This is a genomic window from Pseudomonas sp. G11 (assembly GCF_029457515.1).
GTDB lineage: Bacteria > Pseudomonadota > Gammaproteobacteria > Pseudomonadales > Pseudomonadaceae > Aquipseudomonas > Aquipseudomonas gorinensis.
The window spans coordinates 559,282-582,949 of record NZ_CP120377.1; the positions used below are offsets into that span (position 1 = coordinate 559,282).

At 61.1% G+C, this 23,668-nt stretch carries 23 protein-coding genes; 7 read left to right on the plus strand and 16 right to left on the minus strand.

Translation table 11 applies throughout. From position 1 onward, the window contains the following. The first annotated feature begins 160 nt into the window (after nucleotides 1-160). Nucleotides 161-1,702: a phosphoenolpyruvate carboxykinase gene (locus P2T68_RS02445; RefSeq protein ID WP_193690068.1), complete on the plus strand. Its 1,542-nt coding sequence runs from the start codon at nucleotides 161-163 to the stop codon at nucleotides 1,700-1,702. A gap of 56 nt (nucleotides 1,703-1,758) precedes the next feature. On the opposite strand, the gene P2T68_RS02450 is transcribed toward P2T68_RS02445, so the two are convergent. From P2T68_RS02450 to P2T68_RS02465, 4 genes are all read right to left on the minus strand, one after another. Next, entirely contained in the window at nucleotides 1,759-2,610 is an 852-nt protein-coding gene (locus tag P2T68_RS02450; RefSeq protein ID WP_277379729.1) for a DMT family transporter, read from the minus strand. 88 nt (nucleotides 2,611-2,698) lie between these two features. Then, a complete protein-coding gene (locus P2T68_RS02455; protein ID WP_277378980.1) occupies nucleotides 2,699-3,055 on the minus strand; it encodes a DUF1493 family protein in 357 nt (118 codons plus the stop codon). 806 nt (nucleotides 3,056-3,861) lie between these two features. Next, nucleotides 3,862-4,461, minus strand: coding sequence for a putative adenosine monophosphate-protein transferase Fic (locus P2T68_RS02460; RefSeq protein WP_150292036.1), 600 nt, complete (start codon nucleotides 4,459-4,461; stop codon nucleotides 3,862-3,864). Next, on the minus strand, nucleotides 4,461-4,631 hold the full coding sequence (locus tag P2T68_RS02465; RefSeq protein ID WP_003236014.1) for a YhfG family protein: 171 nt from the start codon (nucleotides 4,629-4,631) through the stop codon (nucleotides 4,461-4,463). Before P2T68_RS02465 ends, P2T68_RS02460 begins: the two co-directional genes overlap by 1 nt. Nucleotides 4,632-4,806: 175 nt before the next feature. On the opposite strand from P2T68_RS02465, the gene P2T68_RS02470 reads away from it, so the two are divergent. The 3 genes from P2T68_RS02470 (at nucleotide 4,807) to P2T68_RS02480 (ending at nucleotide 8,660) form a co-directional block, all read left to right on the plus strand. Then, nucleotides 4,807-5,982, plus strand: a complete 1,176-nt coding sequence (locus tag P2T68_RS02470) for a tetratricopeptide repeat protein (protein WP_277378981.1) — start codon at nucleotides 4,807-4,809, stop codon at nucleotides 5,980-5,982. Between the two features lie 285 nt (nucleotides 5,983-6,267). Then, nucleotides 6,268-8,205, plus strand: a complete 1,938-nt coding sequence (locus tag P2T68_RS02475) for an ATP-dependent DNA helicase RecQ (RefSeq protein ID WP_069075033.1) — start codon at nucleotides 6,268-6,270, stop codon at nucleotides 8,203-8,205. Nucleotides 8,206-8,228: 23 nt separating this feature from the next. Next, nucleotides 8,229-8,660, plus strand: coding sequence for a thioesterase family protein (locus P2T68_RS02480; protein WP_193690072.1), 432 nt, complete (start codon nucleotides 8,229-8,231; stop codon nucleotides 8,658-8,660). Nucleotides 8,661-8,733: 73 nt separating this feature from the next. Here the strand turns inward: P2T68_RS02480 and P2T68_RS02485 are convergent, their stop codons facing one another. From P2T68_RS02485 to P2T68_RS02500, 4 genes are all read right to left on the minus strand, one after another. Continuing rightward, complete coding sequence (locus P2T68_RS02485; RefSeq protein WP_193690073.1) at nucleotides 8,734-9,210, minus strand: YMGG-like glycine zipper-containing protein; 477 nt, start codon at nucleotides 9,208-9,210, stop codon at nucleotides 8,734-8,736. A 203-nt stretch (nucleotides 9,211-9,413) separates the two neighbouring features. Beyond that, nucleotides 9,414-11,762: an FdhF/YdeP family oxidoreductase gene (locus P2T68_RS02490; RefSeq protein WP_024072815.1), complete on the minus strand. Its 2,349-nt coding sequence runs from the start codon at nucleotides 11,760-11,762 to the stop codon at nucleotides 9,414-9,416. Continuing rightward, on the minus strand, nucleotides 11,759-12,598 hold the full coding sequence (gene fdhD / locus P2T68_RS02495) for a formate dehydrogenase accessory sulfurtransferase FdhD (RefSeq protein WP_024072816.1): 840 nt from the start codon (nucleotides 12,596-12,598) through the stop codon (nucleotides 11,759-11,761). The genes P2T68_RS02490 and fdhD overlap by 4 nt, the downstream gene beginning before the upstream one ends. A 97-nt stretch (nucleotides 12,599-12,695) precedes the next feature. Further along, nucleotides 12,696-13,583 (minus strand): LysR family transcriptional regulator, encoded by an 888-nt coding sequence (locus P2T68_RS02500; RefSeq protein WP_024072817.1) that lies wholly within the window; start codon nucleotides 13,581-13,583, stop codon nucleotides 12,696-12,698. 132 nt (nucleotides 13,584-13,715) lie between these two features. Between P2T68_RS02500 and lysM the strand changes: the two genes are divergently transcribed. Continuing rightward, complete coding sequence (gene lysM / locus P2T68_RS02505; protein ID WP_024072818.1) at nucleotides 13,716-14,156, plus strand: peptidoglycan-binding protein LysM; 441 nt, start codon at nucleotides 13,716-13,718, stop codon at nucleotides 14,154-14,156. A 48-nt stretch (nucleotides 14,157-14,204) separates the two neighbouring features. Here lysM and yrfG read toward each other — a convergent pair whose 3' ends face one another. After that, the gene (gene yrfG, locus P2T68_RS02510) at nucleotides 14,205-14,867 is read right to left on the minus strand and encodes a GMP/IMP nucleotidase (protein ID WP_193690074.1); all 663 of its coding nucleotides are present in this window, start codon (nucleotides 14,865-14,867) and stop codon (nucleotides 14,205-14,207) included. A gap of 87 nt (nucleotides 14,868-14,954) precedes the next feature. On the opposite strand from yrfG, the gene nudE reads away from it, so the two are divergent. Both nudE and cysQ read left to right on the plus strand, forming a co-directional pair. Beyond that, nucleotides 14,955-15,521: an ADP compounds hydrolase NudE gene (gene nudE, locus P2T68_RS02515; RefSeq protein ID WP_024072820.1), complete on the plus strand. Its 567-nt coding sequence runs from the start codon at nucleotides 14,955-14,957 to the stop codon at nucleotides 15,519-15,521. Beyond that, nucleotides 15,518-16,354: a 3'(2'),5'-bisphosphate nucleotidase CysQ gene (gene cysQ / locus P2T68_RS02520; protein ID WP_277378982.1), complete on the plus strand. Its 837-nt coding sequence runs from the start codon at nucleotides 15,518-15,520 to the stop codon at nucleotides 16,352-16,354. Before nudE ends, cysQ begins: the two co-directional genes overlap by 4 nt. An 83-nt stretch (nucleotides 16,355-16,437) precedes the next feature. On the opposite strand, the gene P2T68_RS02525 is transcribed toward cysQ, so the two are convergent. The 7 genes from P2T68_RS02525 to rfbB are packed head-to-tail and all read right to left on the minus strand — an operon-like array spanning nucleotide 16,438 to nucleotide 23,521. Further along, nucleotides 16,438-16,893: a YiiD C-terminal domain-containing protein gene (locus tag P2T68_RS02525; protein WP_193690669.1), complete on the minus strand. Its 456-nt coding sequence runs from the start codon at nucleotides 16,891-16,893 to the stop codon at nucleotides 16,438-16,440. 26 nt (nucleotides 16,894-16,919) lie between these two features. Next, complete coding sequence (locus tag P2T68_RS02530) at nucleotides 16,920-18,305, minus strand: sigma-54 dependent transcriptional regulator (RefSeq protein WP_024072823.1); 1,386 nt, start codon at nucleotides 18,303-18,305, stop codon at nucleotides 16,920-16,922. Beyond that, nucleotides 18,302-20,110, minus strand: a complete 1,809-nt coding sequence (locus P2T68_RS02535) for an ATP-binding protein (RefSeq protein WP_069075029.1) — start codon at nucleotides 20,108-20,110, stop codon at nucleotides 18,302-18,304. Before P2T68_RS02535 ends, P2T68_RS02530 begins: the two co-directional genes overlap by 4 nt. A gap of 36 nt (nucleotides 20,111-20,146) precedes the next feature. Then, nucleotides 20,147-21,028, minus strand: coding sequence for a dTDP-4-dehydrorhamnose reductase (gene rfbD / locus P2T68_RS02540; protein WP_069075028.1), 882 nt, complete (start codon nucleotides 21,026-21,028; stop codon nucleotides 20,147-20,149). Further along, nucleotides 21,025-21,570: a dTDP-4-dehydrorhamnose 3,5-epimerase gene (gene rfbC / locus P2T68_RS02545; RefSeq protein ID WP_069075027.1), complete on the minus strand. Its 546-nt coding sequence runs from the start codon at nucleotides 21,568-21,570 to the stop codon at nucleotides 21,025-21,027. Before rfbC ends, rfbD begins: the two co-directional genes overlap by 4 nt. Beyond that, nucleotides 21,567-22,442, minus strand: a complete 876-nt coding sequence (rfbA, locus tag P2T68_RS02550) for a glucose-1-phosphate thymidylyltransferase RfbA (protein WP_277378983.1) — start codon at nucleotides 22,440-22,442, stop codon at nucleotides 21,567-21,569. The genes rfbC and rfbA overlap by 4 nt, the downstream gene beginning before the upstream one ends. Then, nucleotides 22,439-23,521 (minus strand): dTDP-glucose 4,6-dehydratase, encoded by a 1,083-nt coding sequence (gene rfbB / locus P2T68_RS02555; RefSeq protein WP_193690075.1) that lies wholly within the window; start codon nucleotides 23,519-23,521, stop codon nucleotides 22,439-22,441. The genes rfbA and rfbB overlap by 4 nt, the downstream gene beginning before the upstream one ends. Nucleotides 23,522-23,668 lie beyond the last annotated feature (147 nt).

Sequence of the window (23,668 nt, forward strand, 5' to 3'; positions counted from 1 at the left end):
ATCACCTGACAAATGCCGGATTAGCGCTGTTCTGACGGGAGGGCCCTACTTTTTTTGGGCTTTTCTGGCATAATCCGGCCCACTTTTTTCGCGGTAGTAGTGCGCAACTTTCTACTACAAAACGTTTGGAGCACTCGGCCATAGGCCGACGGGGAACCTCATGACGCAAGCCAATAACGCCGTATACACCGATCTGAGTGTTGACGATCTGGTCAAAGAAGCCCTGCAGCGCGGTGAAGGCGTGCTTGCCGATACTGGCGCGCTGGTCGTAGAAACCGGTCACCGTACCGGCCGTTCGCCAGTCGACCGTTTCATCGTTGAAGAGCCTTCCACCCAGGACGCCATTGCCTGGGGCCCGATCAACCGCAAGTTTCCGGCCGACAAGTTCGACGCCCTGTGGGCGCGTGTCGAGGCGTTCAACAACGCGCAAGAGCATTTTGTTTCCCACGTGCATGTAGGGGCTTCCGAAGACCACTACCTGGCCGTGAAGATGACCACCCAGACTGCCTGGCAGAACCTGTTCGGTCGTTGCCTGTTCATCAACCCGGCCAAGTACAACCCGGCCGGCCGTGACGAGTGGCAAGTGCTCAACGTGGCCAACTTCGAATGCGTGCCAGAGCGTGACGGCACCAACTCCGACGGTTGCGTGATCCTCAATTTTGCCCAGAAAAAAGTGCTGATCGCCGGCATGCGCTACGCCGGTGAGATGAAAAAAGCCATGTTCTCGGTACAGAACTTCCTGCTGCCGGCTGCCGACGTTTTGCCGATGCACTGCGCCGCCAACATTGGCGAAGCAGGCGACGTGACCCTGTTCTTCGGCCTGTCCGGCACCGGCAAGACCACCCTGTCCGCCGACGAAAGCCGTTACCTGATCGGTGACGACGAACACGGCTGGGGCGAAGGCGTGGTGTTCAACATCGAAGGCGGTTGCTATGCCAAATGCATCGACCTGTCCGAGAAGAACGAGCCGGTTATCTGGAAAGCCATCAAGCATGGCGCCGTGCTGGAAAACGTCGTCATCGACGAGGCCGGGCACGCCGACTACTCCGATGTCAGCCTGACCCAGAACAGCCGCGCGGCCTACCCGCTTGAGCACGTGGCCAAGCGTTCCGAGAAGAACCTTGGTGGCGAGCCTAACGCGGTGATCTTCCTGACCTGCGACCTGACCGGCGTACTGCCGCCAGTGTCCATCCTCAGCGAAGAACAAGCGGCCTACCACTTCCTGTCCGGCTACACCGCACTGGTGGGCTCGACCGAAATGGGTTCCGGCAGCGGCATCAAGTCGACCTTCTCCACCTGCTTTGGCGCGCCGTTCTTCCCACGCCCTGCCGGTGAGTACGCTGAGCTGCTGATCAAACGCATCCGCGGCTTCGGTTCCAAGGTCTACCTGGTCAACACCGGCTGGACCGGCGGCGGCTACGGCGTCGGCAAGCGCTTCAACATCCCGACCACTCGCGGCGTGATCGCAGCGATCCAGAGCGGCGCGCTGATCGGCGTTGAAACCGAGCACCTCGACACCATCAACCTGGACGTGCCGTTGGCTGTACCGGGTGTTGAGACTGGCCTGTTGAACCCACGTAACACCTGGGCTGACAAGTCGGCTTACGACGAGGCAGCGAAGGCGCTGGCCGGCCTGTTCATCGAGAACTTCAAGAAGTTTGAAGTGAGTGATGCGATCAAGGCTGCGGGTCCGAAGTTGTAAGAGTCAGTCGCTGTTAAAAAGCCGCCCCCAGTGGGCGGCTTTTTTGTGGGCGCTGATCATTGCGCAAGGTGCAGGACTACGGCCCCGACCAGTACCAGCACAACCCCCAGCACCTGCACCGCCGACAAGCGTTCCTTGAAAAACACAAACCCCAGGATCGCCGCAATCCCGCCTGATAACGTACTGATGACTGTCACTACTGACACCGACCCTGCCATCGCCCCCCACGAAAACGCCGAGAAACCACCCAGGTTCATCACACTCGCGCCGGTCAGCGCCGCGCAGTTTTTCAACGGCGGGATCTTCAGGCCATCCTTGATCTTCAGCACCATCACCACCAGCACGCATAGGCCCACCAGGTAGCCGAGCCAGAGCATGGTGATCGCTCCCAGCGTCGGTAGCGTGTAGCGGCCTTGCAACCAGAAACTGGTGCCGTACAGCATCGCCGCGAGCATGGCGTAGGCGATGGAGCGGTTTGACGTGCTGTGGGGGACGCCGTTGTCCTTGTGAATGCTGGAGAGGATTACACCGATGACGCACAGGACAATGCAGCTGAGCTGGATCAGGCTGATGTGTTCGCCGCTCGCCCAGGACAGCAGGGTAGTGACGACGCCGTAGGACGTCACCAGCGGCGCGAAGATGGCGGCTTTGCCCAAGGCGAAAGCCTTGGACAGGGCGAGGGCGCCGGAGACGGTGAACAGCGCGGCAGCAATGCCCAGCAGCCAGGTGCTCAGGGAGGCGTTCAGGGCCTTGAGAAGCAAGGCCGGGAAGATCACCAGCAGCAGGGTCATGATCAGGAAGCCGAGGGCTTGGCCGAAGTACACCGCGCGTTTAACGCCCACGGCCCGGGCGTTAAGGCCCACGAGAAAGTCTGTGCCACCCCAGAGCAGGGCGGCCAGCAGGCCCATTGTTACATCCATGTAAGGTCCTTGTTGTTTTGAGCGCGGCTCGCCAGGTTAGCGCAGATCCAATGGTGTGCCTGGAGTCGACGGTCGCTCAGCTCAGGTTTTCCAGCGTCTGCGTATCCCAGCTGTGGGTTTTGATCGCCAGGTAGAGCATGCCGATGGTCAGCGGGACCTTTTCGCCACGCCCCTTGGCTCGACGCTTGAGGAACACGTCAAAGACCGGTGGGTTGAAGTAACGATAAGTGTCGTAGTCGCCTAGGTCGAGGGCAAATTCCTGCTCCAGTGCTTCCATGAGTTGCTTGGCTTCACTGGCGTCACAGCCCAGGTCGAAATTGAGTGAGGTTTGCAGGCGGATGGTCTTGTGTTTCGGCAGGCCGATTTCTTCGTGCAGCAGTTGCAGGAGCTGCTGCATCACGGGGTCTTCGGGGAAGTTGGGGGCGAGGTTCATGGTGGGGGCACGCAGGAGTGGGTGAGGGGGAGGGTTGCGTTGGAGGCGGTAACTGTTTCGAGTGACCAGCAAGCGAATGCCGTAGCTAAAAGCGAGCACCGGAATGCTGTCGAATTGTAGCTCGGTTACCCAGCGCGTGGCGCCAAACAGAAGTGTTGGGCTTGTCACTATCAGGGCGAACCCAAGCCACGTTCTGAGGGCAGGGCGCTTCATCTTTCTGTCGAGCAATACGGCGAGTAAGACGAGGGTGATGAGGATGATCCAAAAAGAGTATTCGGTCATCGTTTCACCCACCTTGGTATTGTCTGACGAAGGTTGAGAGTGATCGCTCAGGGCTGGCCAGGACATGGCTATTGCCAGGCACCACTGCAAAGCGCATCACGGTGAAGATGACCCCGTAGTGGCCGATGTGTTGAGTCCTTTCGATGTTCACGGGTTTCTGCCGAAACAGTTGAGAGGGCGTTATTTTCATTCAGCTACGGGTAACTTCTGTAGAGGGTTGAACGGGTATTTGAAGCAGTTTGGGAAGAGGATGTCGCGGTGTTTGGAGGTTTCCTACAACCGTTTCTGGCACTGGTGACTTAGCAATGCTTCAACAGGCCAAGCTGCTCAATTGTAGGTGCGAGCGGCTCGCGAAGAACTCAACGCTGCCGCGTTTCTTCTGGTTTACCGCGTTATCGTTGATCAGACCGTTCCCGCGCTCCCGCGTGGGAATGCATCCACCCCTGCCGAGGGTTCAAGCCGTGCGCGGATGGCGGGACGCAGAGCGTCACAGGCGGCGCTCCCATGCTGAGTGTGTGGAACGATCATTGCCCTACAGGCCTGCTGATACACCGCTCGAAAATCGCCTCCAAGCCCCGATAATCACACGCCACCGCGTCAATATTCGCCGGTATCCATGCCGCGTGTTTGACCAGCCACCAGTTCACCGAATACCCCGCGTTCACGATGATCTGTTCAAACAAAATGCGCTGCGCCCGGCCGTTGCCCTCGCGGAAGGGGTGGATGACGTTGAGGTCGCCATAGGCCTCGGCGACCTTGCTCACCAACTCGGTTTGGCTCTCGCCGATAAACCAGTTTGCCTCGGCCATCTGCCGGATGATCTTCGCGGCTTCTGGTGGGATGCGTTCCGGGGTGCAGAACAGGGTGTCGCCTTTCTGGATGTTGACGCTGCGCAGTTCACCGGCCCAGTCGTAGATGTCACCGAACAGGGTGCGATGGATGTGTTGCAGCCGTTCAAGATCATAGGGCGGCGGGAAGAGTGGGAGGCCGCCTACGGCGATTTCGGATAATTCCCGCTCGGCCTGGTGCAGGCGCGCTTCATCGTGCAAATCGAGGCGGTTGCGCAGGACGCTGCTACCGGGGTAGCAGTACGGATCCTGGCCCACCCCGTATTTGTCGAGCATCAGCGTGGGGTGTTGCGGTACTTGGCGAGGACAGCTTCACGGGTCGGCAGGGGTTTGTCGACATCAGCGGGTTGGGTGTCGAACCCTTCCAGGCGCAGGCTGGCCAGGTAATTGGAACGGCGGATCTTGTGGTAGTGATCCTGTTTTTGCTCAAACGTCAGTTCGCTCATCGCAGCGTACTCCTGGGTAGCAAGGTTTGATTGTAGCGCAATGCGTCAGCGGGCAGGCGGGATAAAAACCACGTCACATTTTGTATAAAAAGTCCGCCGGCGTGCTGAATTCAGCGTATGTTTCACCGCAAAATCTTGTAGGACGATCCCGTCCACTACTTAAAGGGAGTTAAGCATGGGTTTGCTTCGTGTCGCTTCGGCGATGTCTTTGTGCGCAGTGGCGTTTTCGATCCAGGCCGAGCAGTTGCCGATCGAGGTGCTCAGCGCAGTGGTCAAGGATCAGAAAATCGCCGACGCCGAAGTGTTGCTGCAACGCAACGGCGCGCAGAACGTGGTAGGCCGTACCAACGCCCAGGGCCAGGTGACCCTCACCAGCGAAGCCGCTGATGATGCCAGCAACCTGTTGATCATCAAGAAGCCCGGCTACTCAAACCTGGTGGTGAAGTGCCCGTGCAAAGGCATGACCTACGCCATCAGCCCAGTGATGGAAAACCTCGACGGCCTGCGTGTGGTGCTGACCTGGGGCAAGACCCCGGAAGACCTCGACTCCCATATGATCTTCCCTGGCAACAATATCTATTTCGAGAATCAGAAAGGTACCGATGCCGAGCTGGACGTGGATGACGTCGACAGCTACGGCCCGGAAACCATCACCCTGCAGAAAAAACACTACGGCGAAAGCTACGTATATGCCGTGCATGACTTCACCAACATCGCCAACCCGGGTTCGCGCCAACTCTCCAACAGCGAAGCCAAGGTGTTCGTGTATATGGGCCAGTCCCTGGTGCGCACCTACTACGTGCCGAAAAACCGCAGTGGCAACCTGTGGACCGTGTTCCGCATGACGGGCAGCGGTGACTTCCAGGACATCAACACCTTCAGCGGTGTGAATGTGGACGCCAAGGATGTGCTCAACGAAGTCAAGCCGTTGCTGGATGACAGCGTCGCGGTCGCGGCCGTGGCTGTCAGCTCTTCCGCACAAACGGATGCGAAGCGTCTGAACCTGCAAGGTGAGGCGGCCTACCAGGCGGGCAAGCTGGATGGAGCCATCGACCTGTTCCGTCAGGCCATCGAGCTGGACAACGGCTTCGGCAAAGCCTACGGCAACCTGGGCCTGGCGTATCAGAAAGCTGGCAACACCGCCGAGTCGATCTGGGCCAACCGCAAGGCCATCGCCCTGGCGAGCGGCGCCAATGCCGCAACCGTGCGGGCCGGTGCCTACTACAACATCGCGCGGATCTACGAAGCGGCGGGGCAGTTCGCGGATGCGTTGCGTCATTACCAGTTGGCCAAGGAGCAGAAGGCCAATCCAGTGTATGACACGGCCATCGAGCGGGTGCAAAACCGCTGATCCAGCCGTAGCGCAGCTCTAAAAATGTGGGAGGGGGCTTGCCCCCGATAGCGGTGGATCGGTTACTCATAACTGACGGATCTACTGCCATCGGGAGCAAGCCCTCTCCCACATTTGGTTTGTGGCGTTCCTGCAGACCCAGTCGAACTTGTCACATTTGGCCCAAGGCCATGGCTGCACCCTGTGTATCATCCTGTCTCTTTTTTCCTCACGACCTTTCTCGATTCGCTGAATATCCCAGGCTATGTTTTTGAGCCACCTTCAGCGGTCAATGGAGTGACAGCTATGCACGACACCCTCCAGCAGGTCTTTGGTTATCCACAGTTTCGTTCGGGCCAGGAAGAAACCGTCAGCGCCGTACTGGCCGGGCGTTCGGCCGCGGCGATTTTCCCTACCGGGTCGGGAAAGTCCCTGTGTTACCAGCTGTCGGCGGTATTGCTGCCGCACCTGACGTTGGTAGTGTCGCCGTTGCTGGCGCTGATGCAGGACCAGTTGGGGTTCCTGCAACGCCATGGCATTTCGGCCGGCAGTATCGATTCGGCCCAGAGCCGCGATGACGCCAACGATGTGATGGCGCGTGCGCGTTCGGGCGAGTTGAAAATCCTGATGATTTCCGTGGAGCGTTTGAAGAACGAGCGCTTTCGCAACTTTCTGCAAAGCGTGCCGATCTCGTTGCTGGTGGTGGACGAAGCGCACTGTATTTCCGAATGGGGTCACAACTTTCGTCCGGACTATCTGAAGCTGCCGGACTACCAGCGCCAGTTCAATATCCCACAAGCGCTGCTGTTGACTGCCACGGCCACGCCCAAGGTGATTGCCGACATGCAGGCCAAGTTCGCCATTGCCCCAGGCGACGTGGTCACCACAGGCTTCTACCGGCCCAACCTCAACCTGCTGGTGGAGCCGGTAGCGGGCGCAGACAAGCGTCGGCGGTTGGTGCAGTGGATGGGTGAACGCGCCAACCAGCCGAGCATCGTCTACGTCACCTTGCAGAAAACCGCCGAGCAGATTGCCGAGCACCTGAACCGCAACGGCATCCAGGCCGAGGCGTATCACGCGGGTTTGCCCCACGATAAGCGCGAGGGCATCCAACAGCGCTTCATGGGAGGGCGCTCCAATTGCATCGTCGCCACCATTGCGTTTGGCATGGGGATCGACAAGAGCGACATTCGCAATGTGGTGCACTTCGACCTGCCCAAGTCCATCGAGAACTACAGCCAGGAAATCGGCCGCGCGGGGCGCGATGGCCAACCGTCCGATTGCCTGGTACTGGCCAACCGCGACAGCCTCAATGTGCTGGAGAACTTTGTGTATGGCGACACGCCCGAGCAGGAAGGGATTCGCCGTGTACTGGAAGAGTTGCAGGCCGTGCGCAGCGATGGGCAGTGGGAGTTCCTGCTGCGTTCGCTGTCGGACCACAGCAACATCCGCGAGCTGCCGCTCAAGACGTTGCTGGTCCAGCTGGAGCTCAAGGGCGTGATCGCCCCGCGCTATGCGTTTTATGCCGAGTACCGCTTCAAGTACCTGATAGAGCCCGACGCCTTGCTGGCGCGTTTTTCCGGCGAGCGCCAGCAGTTTGTCGCGGCGATCGTCCAGGTGTGCAAACGTGCGAAAACCTGGGCGACGGTGGATTTCGACGCGCTGTATCAACAGCACAATGCCGAGCGCAATCGGGTGGTGAAGGCGCTGGATTACTTCCAGGAACAGGGCCTGATCGAGCTGGAAAGCAAGCAGATGACTGAGGTCTATAGCCTGCTCAATACCGACTTTGATCCACAGGCACTGAGTGCTGAGTTATACACAGGCTTCAAGCAGCACGAGGTGGGAGAAGTGGCACGGATTCACGCCATGCTCGACCTGTTTGCCACCGATCATTGCCTGGGGCAACGCCTCGCCCAGTATTTTGGTGATGAGAATGCGCCGCAGCGTTGCGGGCATTGTTCGGTGTGCCACGGTCATGTCGCGCATTTGCCGGCGCCGCCGAGCCTGCCGCCGCTTGTGGATAAAAACTTCATGGGACTGTGCGGTGATTTTATCCACAGGCATCATGAGCACACCGGTCACTTGCCTGGTGCGGAGCGGCTGACGCGCTTCCTGGGCGGTATCAGCGTGCCGTTGTTCACCAAGTTGAAGGCACGGGGCATTCCGGGGTTTGCAGCGCTGGAAGACTACCCCTACGCCGAAGTGCGCGAATGGGCAGCAGCCCATTTGAATGACCTGTAAACCCACTTTCATGAGGTGTGCCCATGCCCGACTCAACGCCCCAACGCGTCGATTACCGTCACTTCCAGCCGATCATCACGCGCTGGCACGACAACGACGTGTATGGCCATGTGAACAACGTGACCTACTACAGCTTCTTTGACACGGCGGTGAATACCTACCTGATCGAGCAGGGCGGGTTGGATATTCACGATGGCGAAGTGGTGGGGTTCGTGGTGAGTTCGGCGTGTGACTACTTTGCGTCGATCGCTTTTCCCGACCGTATAGAAATCGGCCTGCGGGTAGGCAAGTTGGGCAACAGTTCAGTGCAGTATGAGTTGGCGGTGTTCAAGGCGGGCGAAGAGGAGGCCTGTGCGGCGGGACGCTTCGTGCATGTGTTCGTGGATCGTGGGTCGAACCAGCCGGTGACGATTCCGGGGCGATTACGCGAAGCGTTGCAGGGGTTGGTGGCCTGACTTTGCATGGAAACCCATGTGGAAGGGAGCAAGCCCCCTCCCACAGTGTTTCTTCGATGTTCTCTAGACCTGATCAATCACGGTAGTGATGTTTGTTCTTGCGATGCCCATAGGCATGGCCACGGCCAGGATGACCGTCCCGATAGTAGCGACGGTTGTCACGGCCACGATAACGGCGGTCGTCGTCATCGCTCTTGTTGCCCATGTAGTTGCCCAGTGCGCCACCCGCGCCGCCGCCGGCAGCTGCGCCGATCAGGCTGCCGGTGGTGCCGCCCATGCTGCGGCCTACCACGTTGCCGCCGGCTGCGCCCAGAGCGCCGCCAATAGCGGCTTCGCCGCGGCTGCGTTTGTCGGCGCCCACCGCGCTGCCGCCCGCACCGCCCAGGGCTGCGCCAATGGCCGAACCGGTGTTACCGCCGACCTGCTGGCCCACAACCGAACCGAGTACCCCGCCCAATGCGCCGCCCACACCGGCTTCGGTGGTGCCACCGGCCATGGCTGCGCCACTGACCAGGCCAAGGGACAACAAGAGAATCGAGGAGAACTTCATAGAGAGACCTCAAGAGGATGACGGCGCGATCCTGAGGCTGTATCGACATTGTGACAATAGAAATCCGACCAGTAACACGAGTTGTGCACAATTCCATAAGTTACTGTTTTAGCAGGGGAACTTAAGTAATTTTTGTGGGTCTTTAGCTACTTCGGAACGGCCGCTTTTATGCAAAAGCGGCCTTTTTTGTGTCCGGATTCTCGTCAGGCCGAGCGGGCCATGATCAGCCCACTGTCACTTGCCGCTTCCAAACGAATCGCCACGAACTTCGACGTTGGCGTATGGCTGCCATCCCCCGTGCTTTCCAGCGGCACCAGCGGGTTCACTTCCGGGTAGTAGGCAGCTGCCTGCCCCGCCGGAATATCAAACGCCAGCAAGGTAAAGCCTTTCACCCTGCGCTCCCGACCGTCCTCCCACAACGACACGATGTCAGCCTTCTGCCCCGGCTTGAAACCCAGGCGGATGATGTCGGCTTCGTTGACGAACAGCACGTCACGCTGGCCTTTCACCCCGCGATAGCGGTCATCCAGGCCATATATGGTGGTGTTGTACTGATCGTGGGAACGCATGGATTGCATGATCAGGTCTGGCACGCGACCGGTGGCGTGGGTGCGTTCGTGGATCAGGTCTGCGGGCAGGATATTCGGGCGGAAGTTGGCGCGACCCGACGGTGTGTTCCAGCGACGCGCACCGGCGGAATTACCGAGGTAGAAGCCACCCGGGTGCTTGAGGCGTTCGTTGAAGTCCTTGAAGCCTGGGATGGTGTCGGCGATCAGGTCGCGAATGCGGCTGTAGTCGCCCACCAGCCAGTTCCAGTCCACCGGCTTGCTGCCCAGGGTGGCGGCGGCGATGCCGGCGAGGATGGCCGGCTCGGATTTCATCAGTTTCGACAGCGGCTGCAATTGGCCGTTGGAGTCGTGGACCATGCTGAACGAGTCTTCCACGGTCACGGCCTGCGGGCCTTCGGCCTGGATATCGATGTCGGTACGGCCCAGGCACGGCAGGATCAGTGCGTCTTTGCCGTGGGTCAGGTGGCTGCGGTTGAGCTTGGTGCTGATCTGTACGGTCAGGTCGCAATTGCGCAGTGCTTCGAAGGTGCGCGGGCTGTCCGGCGTGGCTTGGGCGAAGTTGCCGCCCAGGCCGATGAACACCTTGGAGCGACCTTCGAGCATGGCGTGAATCGCTTCCACCACGTTGTGGCCGTTGGTACGTGGCACCTGAAACTGGAAGCGGCGTTCCAGGGCGTCGAGGAACGCCACCGGTGGGCGTTCGTTGATGCCCATGGTGCGGTCGCCCTGCACGTTGCTGTGACCGCGCACCGGGCACAGGCCGGCGCCTGGGCGGCCAATGTTGCCGCGCAACAGCATCAGGTTGGCGATCTCCTGGATGGTCGGCACCGAATGGCGGTGCTGGGTAATGCCCATCGCCCAGCACATGATCACGTTCTTGCCTTTGGCGTACATGCGCGCCGCTTGCTCGATCTCGACCAGGGGCAAGCCGGACTGCGCGACGATTTCATCCCAGGAGGTGTCGTCGATCTGGCCCAGGTAATCGAGCACGTTGGTCGTGTGCTCGTTGAGGAAGTCGTGGTCGAACACCGCTTCCTTGCCTTCAGCCTGGGCCTGGCGCTCCCACAGCAGCAGGAATTTGGCCATGCCACGCAGGATGGCCATGTCGCCCCCCAGCGCCGGGCGGAAGTAGGCGGTATTGGTTGGCTTGTCGCCGTTGGTGAGCATTTCCAACGGGTGCTGCGGATGCTGGAAGCGTTCCAGGCCGCGTTCTTTCAGCGGGTTGATGCACACCACCTGGGCGCCGCGTTTCACGGCCTCACGCAGCGGTTCGAGCATGCGTGGGTGGTTGGTGCCGGGGTTCTGGCCCCAGACGAAAATCGCGTCGGCATGTTCAAAGTCGTCAAAGGTCACGGTGCCTTTGCCGACGCCTACACTTTGCGCCAAGGCCACGCCGCTGGCTTCGTGGCACATGTTCGAGCAGTCCGGGAAGTTGTTGGTGCCGTAGGCGCGTACAAACAATTGATACAGGTACGCCGCTTCGTTGCTGGCACGGCCGGACGTATAAAACTCGGCCATATCAGGGCTGGGCAGTGCGTTGAGGTGCTTGCCGATCAGGTCGAAGGCTGCGTCCCAACTGATGGGTTTGTAGCGGTCGGTCTCGGCGTCATAGCGCACCGGTTCGGTCAGGCGGCCCTGGTATTCCAGCCAATAGTCGCTTTGTTCCAGCAGCGCGGTGACGCTGTGCTTGGCGAAGAATGCAGCGTCGACACGGCGCTTGGTGGCTTCCCAGTTGACGGCCTTGGCGCCGTTTTCGCAGAACTTGACCATGCCGCTTTCCGGCGAGTCGCCCCAGGCGCAGCCCGGGCAGTCGAAGCCGCCGTTCTGGTTGGTCTTGAGCATCATGCGGATGTTTTTCAGCGCGTTGTCGCTGGTCAGCCACGCCTGCGCCACGCTGATCAACGCGCCCCAGCCACCCGCCGGGCCTTTGTAGGGCTTGTAGCGCGGGGTTGGGGTTTGGTCGGCTTGGTGGTGATTGCTCATGGCTGGTACTCCATCGCAGGGCTGTAGACCCGCGGCGCACTTTTCTGCGGCAGGTGGATGAGGTTGAGGTTGTGCCGGCGCGCCCATTGCAGGGCCAGGCCGGTGGGCGACGACAGGCTGACCAGGGTCTGGATGCCCGCGCGCAGGACTTTCTGGATCAATTCGAGGCTGCAACGGCTGGTGACAATTGCCAGGCCACCCGCTGTCGGGATCTTTTGGCGGATCAGGGCGCCGATCAACTTATCCAGGGCGTTATGCCGGCCAATGTCTTCGCGGCCCAGCAACAGTTCGCCCTGATTGTTCATAAACACGGCCGCGTGCACGGCGCCACTGTATTGGCCCAAAGGCTGGAAGGCGCTGATGCGTTGGCGCAGGCCGTCGAGCCATGCGGCGGGCGGCAAGGGGGCGCCGGGCAGCACTTGGAGGTCTGGCAGTGCCTGTTCCACGGCTTCCACGCCACACAAACCGCAGCCGCTGGTGCCCGCCAATTGGCGACGCTGCTGCTTGAGGTTCCAAAACGCGCGGCTGGAGATTTGGACTTGAGCGTATTGAGTGGCGCCCGAGCCGCTGAGTTTCAGGTCATAAATGTCGCCAACGTCGGTAATAATGCCGCTACCCATGCTGAACCCGACAATAAAGTCTTCCAGGTCAGTGGGCGTCACCAGCATGACTGCCTGGCTGATGTCGTTATAGGCAATTGCCAACGCCACTTCTTCCGCCAATGCCGTGCTGGCGGCCTCTGTGTGTTCGAGGTTGCAGAACTGGTAGCTCTGGCTGGCGGCGGGCGCGGACGTTTCAGGGGCGGGCGCCGCGCAGACTGGGCGCTTGGCGTTCATGGGGCAGTACCACCGGCGGATTGATCAGTGTCTAGACTAGGCGCGACAAAGCGTCGCGTCTAATTGCCAGTACTGATCTGCCGATAGATGACGTCGATCAATGCTCTGCCAGCAATTTCTGGTACAGCGCAAAACAGGCTTCCGCCAGCGCCGAACGGGGCGCGCTGCGACGCATGATCAGCCCCAGGCGCGCGAGGGTGTGGGCGTCTTCGATCGGTTGCAGGCGCAAGTGCTCGGTGAGCGCATCCAGGCCACCGTCCAAGGGCATTACCGCGCAGCACAGCCCGCCGTGTACCGCTTGTAACAACTGATGGACGGCATCGGTTTGCAACAGCGGCTGCGGGTGCAGGCCCCGGCTGTGGAAGTTGTGGTCGATGGACTGGCGAAAGTGCATGCCGCTGGTGAGCATGCCCAGGGGCAGTTCGATCAACGCTTCCCAGCTCAGCGGTGTGTCGCCGAAGCTGAAATAGCGCTGGTCGTAGAGCAGGCCCATGCGGGTTTCGCCGAGCGCCAGGGAGTCGAAGCGTTCATTGTCCAGGCGCTCCAGGTACGACACGCCGAGGTCCAGGCGATTGCTCGCCAGTTGTTCCAGAATCTGTTCGGAGCTAAGGGCCGAAAGCTCAAAGCGCAGGCTCGGATGTTCCTTGTGCAGTTGCTGCATCAACGCCAACGGATCGAAGCTCGACAGCGGCACCACCCCCAGGCGCAACGTACCGACGAGGTTGCCACGACAGGCCGCCGCTTCGGCCTGCAAGCCGTCATACGCTGCCAGCACCGTGCGCGCCCAGGCCAGTACTCGCTCGCCGGGGGCGGTAAAGCCCTCGAAGCGCTGGCCACGATTGACCAGCGGCAGGTCGAGTTCTTCTTCCAGGCTGCGCAGGCGCATCGACAGGGTCGGCTGGGTGATATGGCAACGCGCTGCTGCCTGGCCGAAGTGACGGGTCTCGTCGAGGGCGATGAGGAATTTCAGCTGCTTGATGTCCATCTTCGCTCCAGGGCTTATTCCAATGGCGGGGGGATTCTAGCGCGTTTGGGTCTTTGGTCGGGCTGGAACCCAAGTCTTCGGGGCTGGTCTAGTCTTGGGCATCTGGAAATCAACTATCAAGGAGAGCGCACTATGAGTCTTTTTAGCTTTGTTAAGGAAGCCGGCGAGAAGTTGGTCAAGCTGTTGACGCCGGGCAACGCCAATGCCAGTGATGATCTGAAAAAGCACATTGAAGAAGTCGGGCTGGGTAATCCGGATGTTCACGCCACTGTCGAGGGTGACAAGGTCACGCTTACAGGGACCGTGGCCAGTCAGGAAGAGAAAGAAAAAATCATTCTGGCGGCCGGCAACATTGCCGGTGTGGCCAGTGTGGATGACCAGATCACCGTAACCGGCCCGGTAGTTGCCGCCGCCCGTTTCGTCGTGGTGAAAAAGGGCGACACCCTCAGCGCGATTTCCCTGGCGGTTTACGGCAAGGCCAGCCGGTACAACGATATCTTCGAGGCCAACAAGCCGCTGTTGTCTCATCCAGACAAGATTTACCCAGGGCAGACGCTGCGTATTCCTGAGTAATTCACAAAGTAAAAATGTGGGAGGGGGCTTGCTCCCTCCCACAAGGGGTCAAAGTCCGACAATAAGGTCCCGGTAATCCTCGACTGCGGCAAATTCCCCAGTGTCCTTGGGCCCTTTTTGGCTGTCCGGCTCTTTCACCGCCAGCAAATGCCCCACGCCAAATTTCTGGGCGCTGCGCAGGATCGGCAACGTGTCGTCGATAAACAGGCTGCGCGCCGGGTCGAACCGGATATCGGCTTGCAAGGCATCCCAGAACTGCGGGTTTTCCTTGGCGAAACCGTAGTCGTGGGAGCTGATCAATCGCTCGAAATACGGCGCCAACTCAATGCGTTCCAACTTCAATGACAGCGAGTCACGATGAGCGTTGGTGATCAGGATCACCCGTTTTCCGGCCTGTTTGATCGCCGCCAGAAAGGTATCGGCACCTGGGCGCAGGGCGATCAGGTGGGCGGTTTCCAGCTTGAGCTCGCGCACCGGAATGTTCAGTTCGGTGCTCCAGAAATCCAGGCAATACCATTGCAACTGTCCGGCGTTACGCTCGAACAGCGGCTGCAACTCCATCTCGGCCATGGCCAGACTCACACCATGCAACTGGGCGTAGCGCTGAGGCAGGTGTTCCATCCAGAAATGGTTGTCGTAATGCAGGTCGAGCAGGGTGCCGTCCATGTCCAGCAGGACAGTGTCGATGGCGTGCCAGGGCAAAGAGGGCATGGGGCGGTCTCATGTAAGTAAAGATATCCGACACAGACAATCGGAAAAGCCACGGTATAGTAACCCGATCACGCCAAGGAGCCGCTTATGCGCCAGAAACCCACCGTCCTCGCCCGCGAAATAGTCGCCAGTAGCCGTTTGTTCCGCGTGGAGGAAGTGCAATTGCGCTTTTCCAATGGCGTTGAACGCACCTACGAGCGCCTGGTGGGACGTGGTGCCGGGTACGGCGCGGTGATGATCGTGGCAATGATCGACGCCGACCATGCGCTGCTGGTGGAAGAGTACTGCGGTGGCACCGACGAATACGAGCTGTCCTTGCCCAAGGGGCTGATCGAGCCCGGCGAGGACGTGCTGGCGGCGGCGGACCGCGAGCTCAAGGAGGAAGCCGGTTATGGCGCCCGCCAGTTGGAGCACCTCACTGAGCTGTCACTGTCCCCCGGCTATATGAGCCAGAAAATCCAGGTGGTGCTGGCCACCGACCTCTATGAAGAACGCCTGGAAGGTGATGAACCTGAACCGATGCGCGTGGACAGGGTCAACCTGCGCGAGCTGTCGCAACTGGCGCAAAATGAGCAGTTCAGCGAAGGCCGCGCGCTGGCTGCGTTGTATCTGGTACGAGACCTGTTGACCCAGCGAGGAGCGTTTAGCGCATGAGCGAACTGTTTTTAGGCCACCCGTTTATCGCCCCTGTGATCGAACTGGCTCGCCAGGCGGGTGAAGTCATCCTGCCGTACTGGCGCGCCGAAGTGGCGGTGACGTCCAAGGCTGACGATTCGCCGGTGACGGCCGCGGACCTGGCCGCCCATCACCTGATTCTCGCCGGGTTGACAGCCCTGGACCCGAGTATCCCGGTGTTGTCCGAAGAAGACGCCGATATCGACCAGAGCATACGCGCCGGCTGGCAGCGGTGGTGGCTGGTGGACCCGCTGGATGGCACCAAGGAATTTATCGCCGGCAGTGAAGAATTTACCGTCAACATTGCGTTGATCGAACAGGGCCGCGTGATATTTGGCGTGGTATCCATGCCCACCAACGGCCGGTGTTACTTCGGCGGCGCGGGGCTTGGCGCGTGGCGTTCGGACGTGAATGAAGCGCCCAGGCAGATCCAGGTACGCGAGACTCCGGCGGCGGGTGAAGCCTTCACCGTGGTTGCCAGCCGTCGGCATACCAGCCCAGAGCAGGAGCGTTTGCTCAATGGCTTGAGCGAAGGGGTGGGGGAGTTGAAGCTGGCGAATATCGGCAGTTCGTTGAAATTCTGCCTATTGGCCGAAGGCAGCGCCGATTGCTATCCGCGCCTGGCGCCGACCTCGCAGTGGGATACCGCTGCGGCGCAGGGTGTATTGGAAGGGGCGGGCGGCGAGGTACTGGAGTTGAGTGGCGAGCCGTTCAGCTACCCGGCGCGGGCATCGTTGTTGAACCCGTTCTTCCTGGCGTTGCCGGCGAAGGCGGCGTGGCGTGAACGCTTGCTGACTTTGGCAAGATCTTAAAACCAGCGCAGATCAAAATGTGGGAGGGGCGGTGCGACGATTCGACTTGCCCCCCCTCCCACATTGGTTTTGTGTGATGGCTTTCAGCGGTGCAGGACGTACTGGCCGGTGAAAGTCACTGCCAGCTCTTCACTGCCCTCATTTACGATCCACGTGTCCAACGTCAACCGCGCCCGGCCATAGCGCTTGTAGGTGGCTAAAAAGCGCTTCCACACCTTCTCCTCCGGCGCCGCGCAAATGGCGGTCGCGTCTTGCGTCACGGGCAGCGGATAGCTGATCTGCCCTTCCTGAATCACGATATGCCCGTCTTCAATCCCTTCCTCGCGCAGTTGCAGGTGCAGCCAGCCCCAACCCGCCAGCACCGCGCCGCAATAGAGGCTGCCACCGAACATGGTGCTCTTGTGGTTGATATTGGCTTGCAAGGGCAGGTGCAATTGCAGTTGGCCGTGTTGCCAGTCGAGCACCTTGAGGCCCATTTCACGGGTCAGGGGGATGTCGTGGTGGAGGATGGATTCCAGGTAACGGCTGTCGCGGCTCATGGCGGCCTCTTGGTGAGTGGGCAGGGTCATTCGTCGTCAGCGCCTTGGTTGCTGCTGTCGGCGAAGTTCAGGCCGTGCTTGCGAAGTTTGTCATGCAAGGTCTTGCGCGGTACGCCCAGGGCTTCGGCGAGGCTGCGCAGGGAACTGTGGGGGCGGGTCAGTTCGGCGGCGATCAGGCTTTTTTCGAACTGCTCGACCTGTTCGCTCAAGCCGCCCGGGGTCGAGGTCAGCACGCCGGTTACCGGATTGTCCGGGGTGTTATCCAGCGCCAACTCCAGGCCGAGGGCAAAGCGTTCTGCGGCGTTCTGCAGTTCGCGCACATTGCCCGGCCAGTTGTGGCGCAACAGCAACGCACGTTGGCCTGGTTGCAGCTCGTGCAGTGGCAGGCCGTGGCGGCTGCTGGCTTCGTCGGCAAAGTGCTGGAACAGCATCAGTGCGTCTTCGCCCCGTTCGCGCAGCGGCGGAATGCGCAACGGTGCGACGTTGAGGCGGTAGTACAAGTCGGCACGGAAGCGGCCCTGGTCGGCGGCCTGGCGCAAGTCTTCCTTGGTGGCCGCGATGATGCGGATATCCAGCGGGATCAACTGATTGCCGCCAAGGCGTTCGACCACGCGTTCCTGTAACAGGCGCAGCAGTTTGACCTGTACATCCAGGCTCATGCTTTCGATTTCATCAAGGAACAGCGTGCCGCCATTGGCGAATTCGAACTTGCCGATCCGGCGCTTCTGCGCCCCGGTAAACGCGCCGGGTTCATGGCCAAACAGTTCGCTTTCCACCACCGACTCCGCCAGCGCCCCGGCGTTGATCGCCACGAATGGCCCGCTGCGCCGGTTCGACAGGTCGTGCAGCGCACGGGCCACCACTTCCTTGCCGGCCCCGGTTTCACCCAGGATCAGTACATCGGCGCGGGTCGCTGCCAGTGCGCCGATCTGTTCGCGCAGGCGCAGCATTTGGGGCGAGTGCCCGACCAGGCGTGTGCTCAGTTGCTGGCGATCGCTGAGGGCCAGGCGCAGGCTGCGGTTGTCCAGGACCAGGCGACGCAGGGCCAGGGCGCGGCGCACGCTGTCGAGCAGGGCGTCGCTGGCGAAGGGTTTTTCGAGGAAGTCGTAGGCACCCGCGCGCATGGCTTGCACCGCCAACGGCACGTCGCCGTGGCCGGTGATCAGCAGCACCGGCAGCTCCGGGTCCTGGCCGTGCAGTTCGGCGAGCAGCTCCAGGCCGTCCATGCCGGGCATGCGGATATCGCTGACCACGACCCCCGGCCAGTCCCGCGACAAGCGCGCGGTGAGGCCGGTGGCTTCGCCCAGGGGCAGGACCTTCAGCCCGGCCAGGTCCAGGGTCTGGCACAGGGCCTGACGCAAGTGTGGATCGTCGTCGATCAACACCACCTGAATCTGGTTATCGATACTCATACACTGCGGTCCTCGGACGGTTGCAGACTGACGCCCGGCGAGCCGGCACGCAATTTCAAGGTTAACAGCGCGCCGCCTTCCTTGTGGTTGGCAAACAGCAGCTCGCCGCCAAAGGCGCGCATCAGCGTGTCACAGATGGCCAGGCCCAACCCCAGGCCCTGGGTGCGGGTCTTGGTGGTGTAGAACGGCTCGCTGGCGCGGCCCAGTGCTTCCATGCAAAAGCCAGGGCCATTATCGCGAATGTACAGGTTGACGCCCTGTTCGGTGGTTTGGGCACTCAGCCAGAGTTTGCGCGGCGGGCCTTTTTCAGTGAGGGCGTCGAGGGCATTGGCCAGCAGGTTGCCCAGCACCTGGCGCAGGCGCGTTTCGCCGGCCTCTACCCACAAGGTTGCCTCGGGCAAATCGCGGATCAGTTCCACTTCCATCGAACGCCGTCGCTTGGCCAGCAACGCCAGGGCATCGTCCAGCGCCGGTTGCAGGGCGACGCTTTCCGGCGCGTGCCGATCGCGGCGGGCGAACGCACGCAGGTGGGCGATGATCGAGGCCATGCGCCCGGTCAGTTCGCTGATCAGCTTGAGATTGCCGCGCGCATCGTTGGTGCGTTCATGGTCGAGGAGGATTTCGGCGTTTTCGGCATAGCTGCGAATCGCCGCCAGGGGTTGGTTGAGTTCGTGGCTGATACTCGCCGACATGGTGCCCAGTGCCGACAGTTTGCCCGCTTGCACCAAATCATCCTGGGCGCGCACCAGTTCCTGCTGGGCGTGTTCGCGTTCCAGTACCTCCTGTTTCAGGCGGCGATTGAGCCCTTCCAGGTCGCTGGTCCTCTCGACCACGCGCATCTCCAGCTCGCGACGGGCCTTGGCTTCAAAGGCGATGCGCTCCAGGTAATGACGGCGGCGCTGCATCATCAACCCCAGCAGCAACATCAATACCAGCAGCGTGGCGCCACCTACGGCCACTACCGTGCGCACCGGGCGGTTGATCAGTGAGCGTGGCGCGAGGATTTCCACGTTCCAGCCGGTCTCGGCGATCGCAGTGGATTGGCGCAACCATGCCGTGGAACTCAGGGTCAGCGGTTGCGGGTCGCGGGTCGGGTAGGGCTGGATGGCGATGATGGCCTGGCGCTCTTCATCGGTCAGCGGCCGGGTGGCGCGGAATCGCCATTGCGGGCGCGACGTGAGGATCACCACGCCGTTATGGTCGGTTACCAATAGTTGTTCGGGGGTGTTGCCCCACAGGCTTTCGGTGTGGTCCAGGTCGACCTTGACCACCAGCACGCCGATGATTTTTTCGCCATTGCGCACGGCGGCGGCGAAGAAGTAACCGCGCTTGGCCGAGGTGGTGCCCAGGCCGAAGAACCGTCCCAGCCGCCCGGCCATGGCTTCGCTGAAATACGGGCGGAACGAAAAGTTGCGCCCGACGAAGCTGTCCTGCTTGTCCCAATTGGACGCGGCAAGGGTCTTGCCGGTGGTGTCCATCAGGTACATCACTTCTACCCCGGCCTGGGCGGCGACGTCCTTGAGCAGCAGGTTGGCGTTGACCAGGTTGGTGCTGACGTCCGGTGCCTCCAGCGCGGTGCGCAAGGCCGGCAAGTCACCGAGGATTTGCGGCAGCACCTCGTAGCGGTGCAGCGTGCCCAGCAGGTTGGCGACGTAGAGGTCGAGGGTCTGGCGGTTCTGCCCGGCCAGTTCGCTGCGGTAATAACGCTCGGCCAGGTGCTCCAGCGGCCACAGCAGCGGCGCCAGGCACAGCGCCAGCAGGGCGAGGCTGCGCCAGCGGGGTCTTCGCGGGAGAGGTGGAGTCATGGGTGTCGTGCGCCTGTGGGTACAGGCGCATTATGCCTAGTGCTGCTCGGCAAGACACTCGCGCAATGCGTCTTGCCACTGTGGCTGGCCAACCTGCCACTGCTGGCGCAGGCGGCTGCAATCGAGGCGCGAGTTCAGGGGGCGCTTGGCCGGCGTCGGGTAGGCGCTGGAAGGGATCGCTTCCAGCTCGGCGCAGGGTTTGCCCGCAGCACGCAGATGCTCGCCAATCGCCTGGGCGAAGCCGAACCATGACGTCTCGCCCTGGGCGGTCAGGTGATAGATGCCCCAATCGCCCGCCTGGCCGGCCTGCCAGCGCTCGATCAACGTGCGGGTGCTGTTGGCGATGGTACCGGCCCAGGTCGGAGCACCGATCTGGTCGGCGACGATGCGCATCTGCGGTTTCTCTTGCAGCAGGCGTTGCATGGTCAGCAGGAAGTTCTTGCCGTGGCTGGAATAGACCCAACTGGTGCGCAGGATCAGGTATTGGCCACCCACGGCGGCGATCGCCCGCTCACCGGCCAGCTTGCTTTGGCCATACACACCCAGTGGGTTCGGCACATCGGCTTCGGTGTAGGGCGCAGGTTTACTGCCGTCGAACACGTAGTCGGTGGAGTAATGGATCAGCGGGATGCCCAGGGCCTTGGCTTCCTCGGCGAGGATGCCGGGAGCGATGGCGTTGACGGCGAAAGCCGCGTCCGGTTCGCTTTCGGCCTGATCGACCGCGGTGTGCGCTGCGGCGTTGATGATCAGGCCGGGGCGATGGGCACGGACCTGCTGACGAATCTGCTCGACGTTGGCCAGGTCAAGCTGGTCGCGGCCCAGCACGATGAGTTCGCCCAGGCCCTGGAGCTTTTGTTGCAGCGCCAGGGAGACCTGGCCGTGTTGGCCGGTGATGAGGATTTTTAAAGGGCGGCTCATGGGAACAGGTCGGCCTCCATCAACAGTTTGCCCGCCTGGTCTTTGGCGGACAGTTGCGGCGGTTCAGTCAATTCCCAGTCGATGGCCAACGTCGGGTCATTCCACAGGATGCTGCGCTCGGCGCTCGGCTGGTAGTAGTCGGTGGTCTTGTAGAGGAACTCTGCATGCTCGCTCAGCACCACGAACCCATGGGCGAAGCCTTCCGGCACCCACAGTTGGCGATTGTTCTGTGCCGACAGTCGCACGCCGACCCACTGGCCGAAGTGCGGCGAGCTGCGGCGAATATCCACCGCCACGTCCAGCACTTCGCCGGCGATGACGCGCACCAGTTTGCCTTGGGTGTGTTCGAGCTGGTAGTGCAGGCCCCGCAGCACGCCTTTTTGTGAGCGTGAGTGGTTGTCCTGTACGAAATCACGCTTGAGCCCGGTAGCCGCCTCGAACGCGCGGGCGTTGAAGCTTTCGTAGAAAAAACCGCGCTCATCGCCGAACACTTTCGGTTCAAGGATCAGCACGTCGGGCAGGCAGGTCTGCACTACATTCACGCGCGTTCTCCTGCCAACATGTACAGGTATTGGCCATAGCCGGTCTTGCCGAAATACTGCGCACGCTCCAGCAGGTAATCGCGGTCGATCCAGCCATTTTCGTAGGCGATTTCTTCCAGGCACGCTACTTTCAGCCCCTGGCGATGCTCGATGGTCTGCACATAGGTCGACGCTTCGAGCAGGCTGTCATGGGTCCCTGTGTCGAGCCAGGCAAAGCCACGGCCGAAGCGCTCGACATGCAGGTCGCCGCGCTTGAGGTAGGCGTTGTTGATGTCGGTAATCTCCAGCTCGCCACGGGGTGAAGGCTTGACCGCCTTGGCGATGCTGATCACGTCGTTGTCATAGAAATACAGGCCGGTCACCGCGTACGGCGATTTGGGCTTGGCCGGTTTTTCTTCGATGGACAGGGCGCGGCCGTCTTGGTCGAAGTCGATCACCCCGAAACGCTCCGGGTCCTTGACCCAGTAGCCGAATACGGTAGCCCCGGAGGGGCGCTCGGCCGCGGTACGCAGCTGGTCACTGAAGTGCTGGCCATGGAAGATGTTGTCACCCAGGATCAGGCAGACCGGATCATCGCCGATGAACTCTTCACCGATGATGAACGCTTGGGCCAGGCCATCTGGCGAGGGTTGCTCCGCATAGCTGAAGCGCACGCCAAACTGGCTGCCATCCCCCAGCAGGTTGCGGTATTGGGGCAAGTCGAGCGGTGTGGAAATCACCAGGATGTCCTTGATTCCCGCCAGCATCAGCACCGAGATCGGGTAGTAGATCATCGGTTTGTCATACACCGGCAACAGCTGCTTGGACACCCCCAGGGTAATGGGGTGCAAACGGGTGCCGGAGCCCCCGGCCAATACGATTCCCTTCATCATGCAATCAGATCCTTAAAGTCGGTGTTGCCCAATCGTTCGCCCTGATAACTGCCGTCCTGGACCCTGCGGCACCACTCTAGGTTGTCGAGGTACCACTGCACGGTCTTGCGCAGCCCGGTTTCAAAGGTTTCCTGTGGGACCCAGCCCAGTTCGCGCTCGATCTTGCTGGCGTCGATCGCATAGCGCTGGTCGTGGCCGGGGCGATCCTTGACGAAGGTGATCAGGTCGGTGAATTGCTCGACACCGGCCGGGCGCTGCGGCGCCAGCTCTTCGAGCAGGGCGCAGATGCCGCGCACCACGTCGATGTTTTTCTGCTCGTTATGCCCGCCAATGTTGTAGGTCTCGCCGACCACACCTTCGGTCACCACCTTGAGCAATGCGCGGGCGTGGTCTTCTACGAACAGCCAGTCGCGCACCTGCAAGCCATCGCCATAGACCGGCAACGGCTTGCCCGCCAGGGCATTGAGGATCACCAGCGGGATCAGCTTTTCAGGGAAGTGGAACGGCCCGTAGTTGTTCGAACAATTGGTTAGCAGCACCGGCAGCCCATAGGTACGCTGCCAGGCGCGTACCAGATGGTCGGACGCGGCCTTGCTGGCCGAGTAGGGCGAGCTGGGCGCATAGGGCGTGGTTTCGGTGAACAGGTCGTCCACGCCATGCAGGTCGCCATACACTTCATCGGTGGAGATGTGATGGAAGCGGAACGCGCGCTTGGCGGGCTCGTCGAGCTTTTGCCAATAGGCTCGGGCGGCCTCCAGCAGGCTGTAGGTGCCGACGATATTGGTCTGGATAAAATCCGACGGGCCATCGATGGAGCGGTCGACATGGGACTCGGCCGCCAGGTGCATGATCGCCTGCGGCTCGAAGCGCGCGAGCACGGCGCTGACGGTGGCCTGGTCGACGATATCGGCCTGTACGAACTCATAGCGGCTGTTGGACGCGATGCTGGTCAGCGACTCCAGGTTGCCGGCGTAGGTGAGTTTGTCCAGGTTGAGCACTTCGTGCTCGGTGTGCTGGATCAGGTGGCGGATCAGGGCGGAGCCGATAAAACCAGCGCCGCCGGTGATGAGAATGCGCATGTCGGAGGGCCTTTTCCTTAGACGGACATTAAGCAAATGGAGCATAGCTTGAGTGGTGGAGCAGGTCGGCGCAAGCGTGCCGTGTGCTGGGGGTTGCGTTAGCCCCGTAACAATGGCGATATAGACGCCTAAAAAAACCGAGGTCGT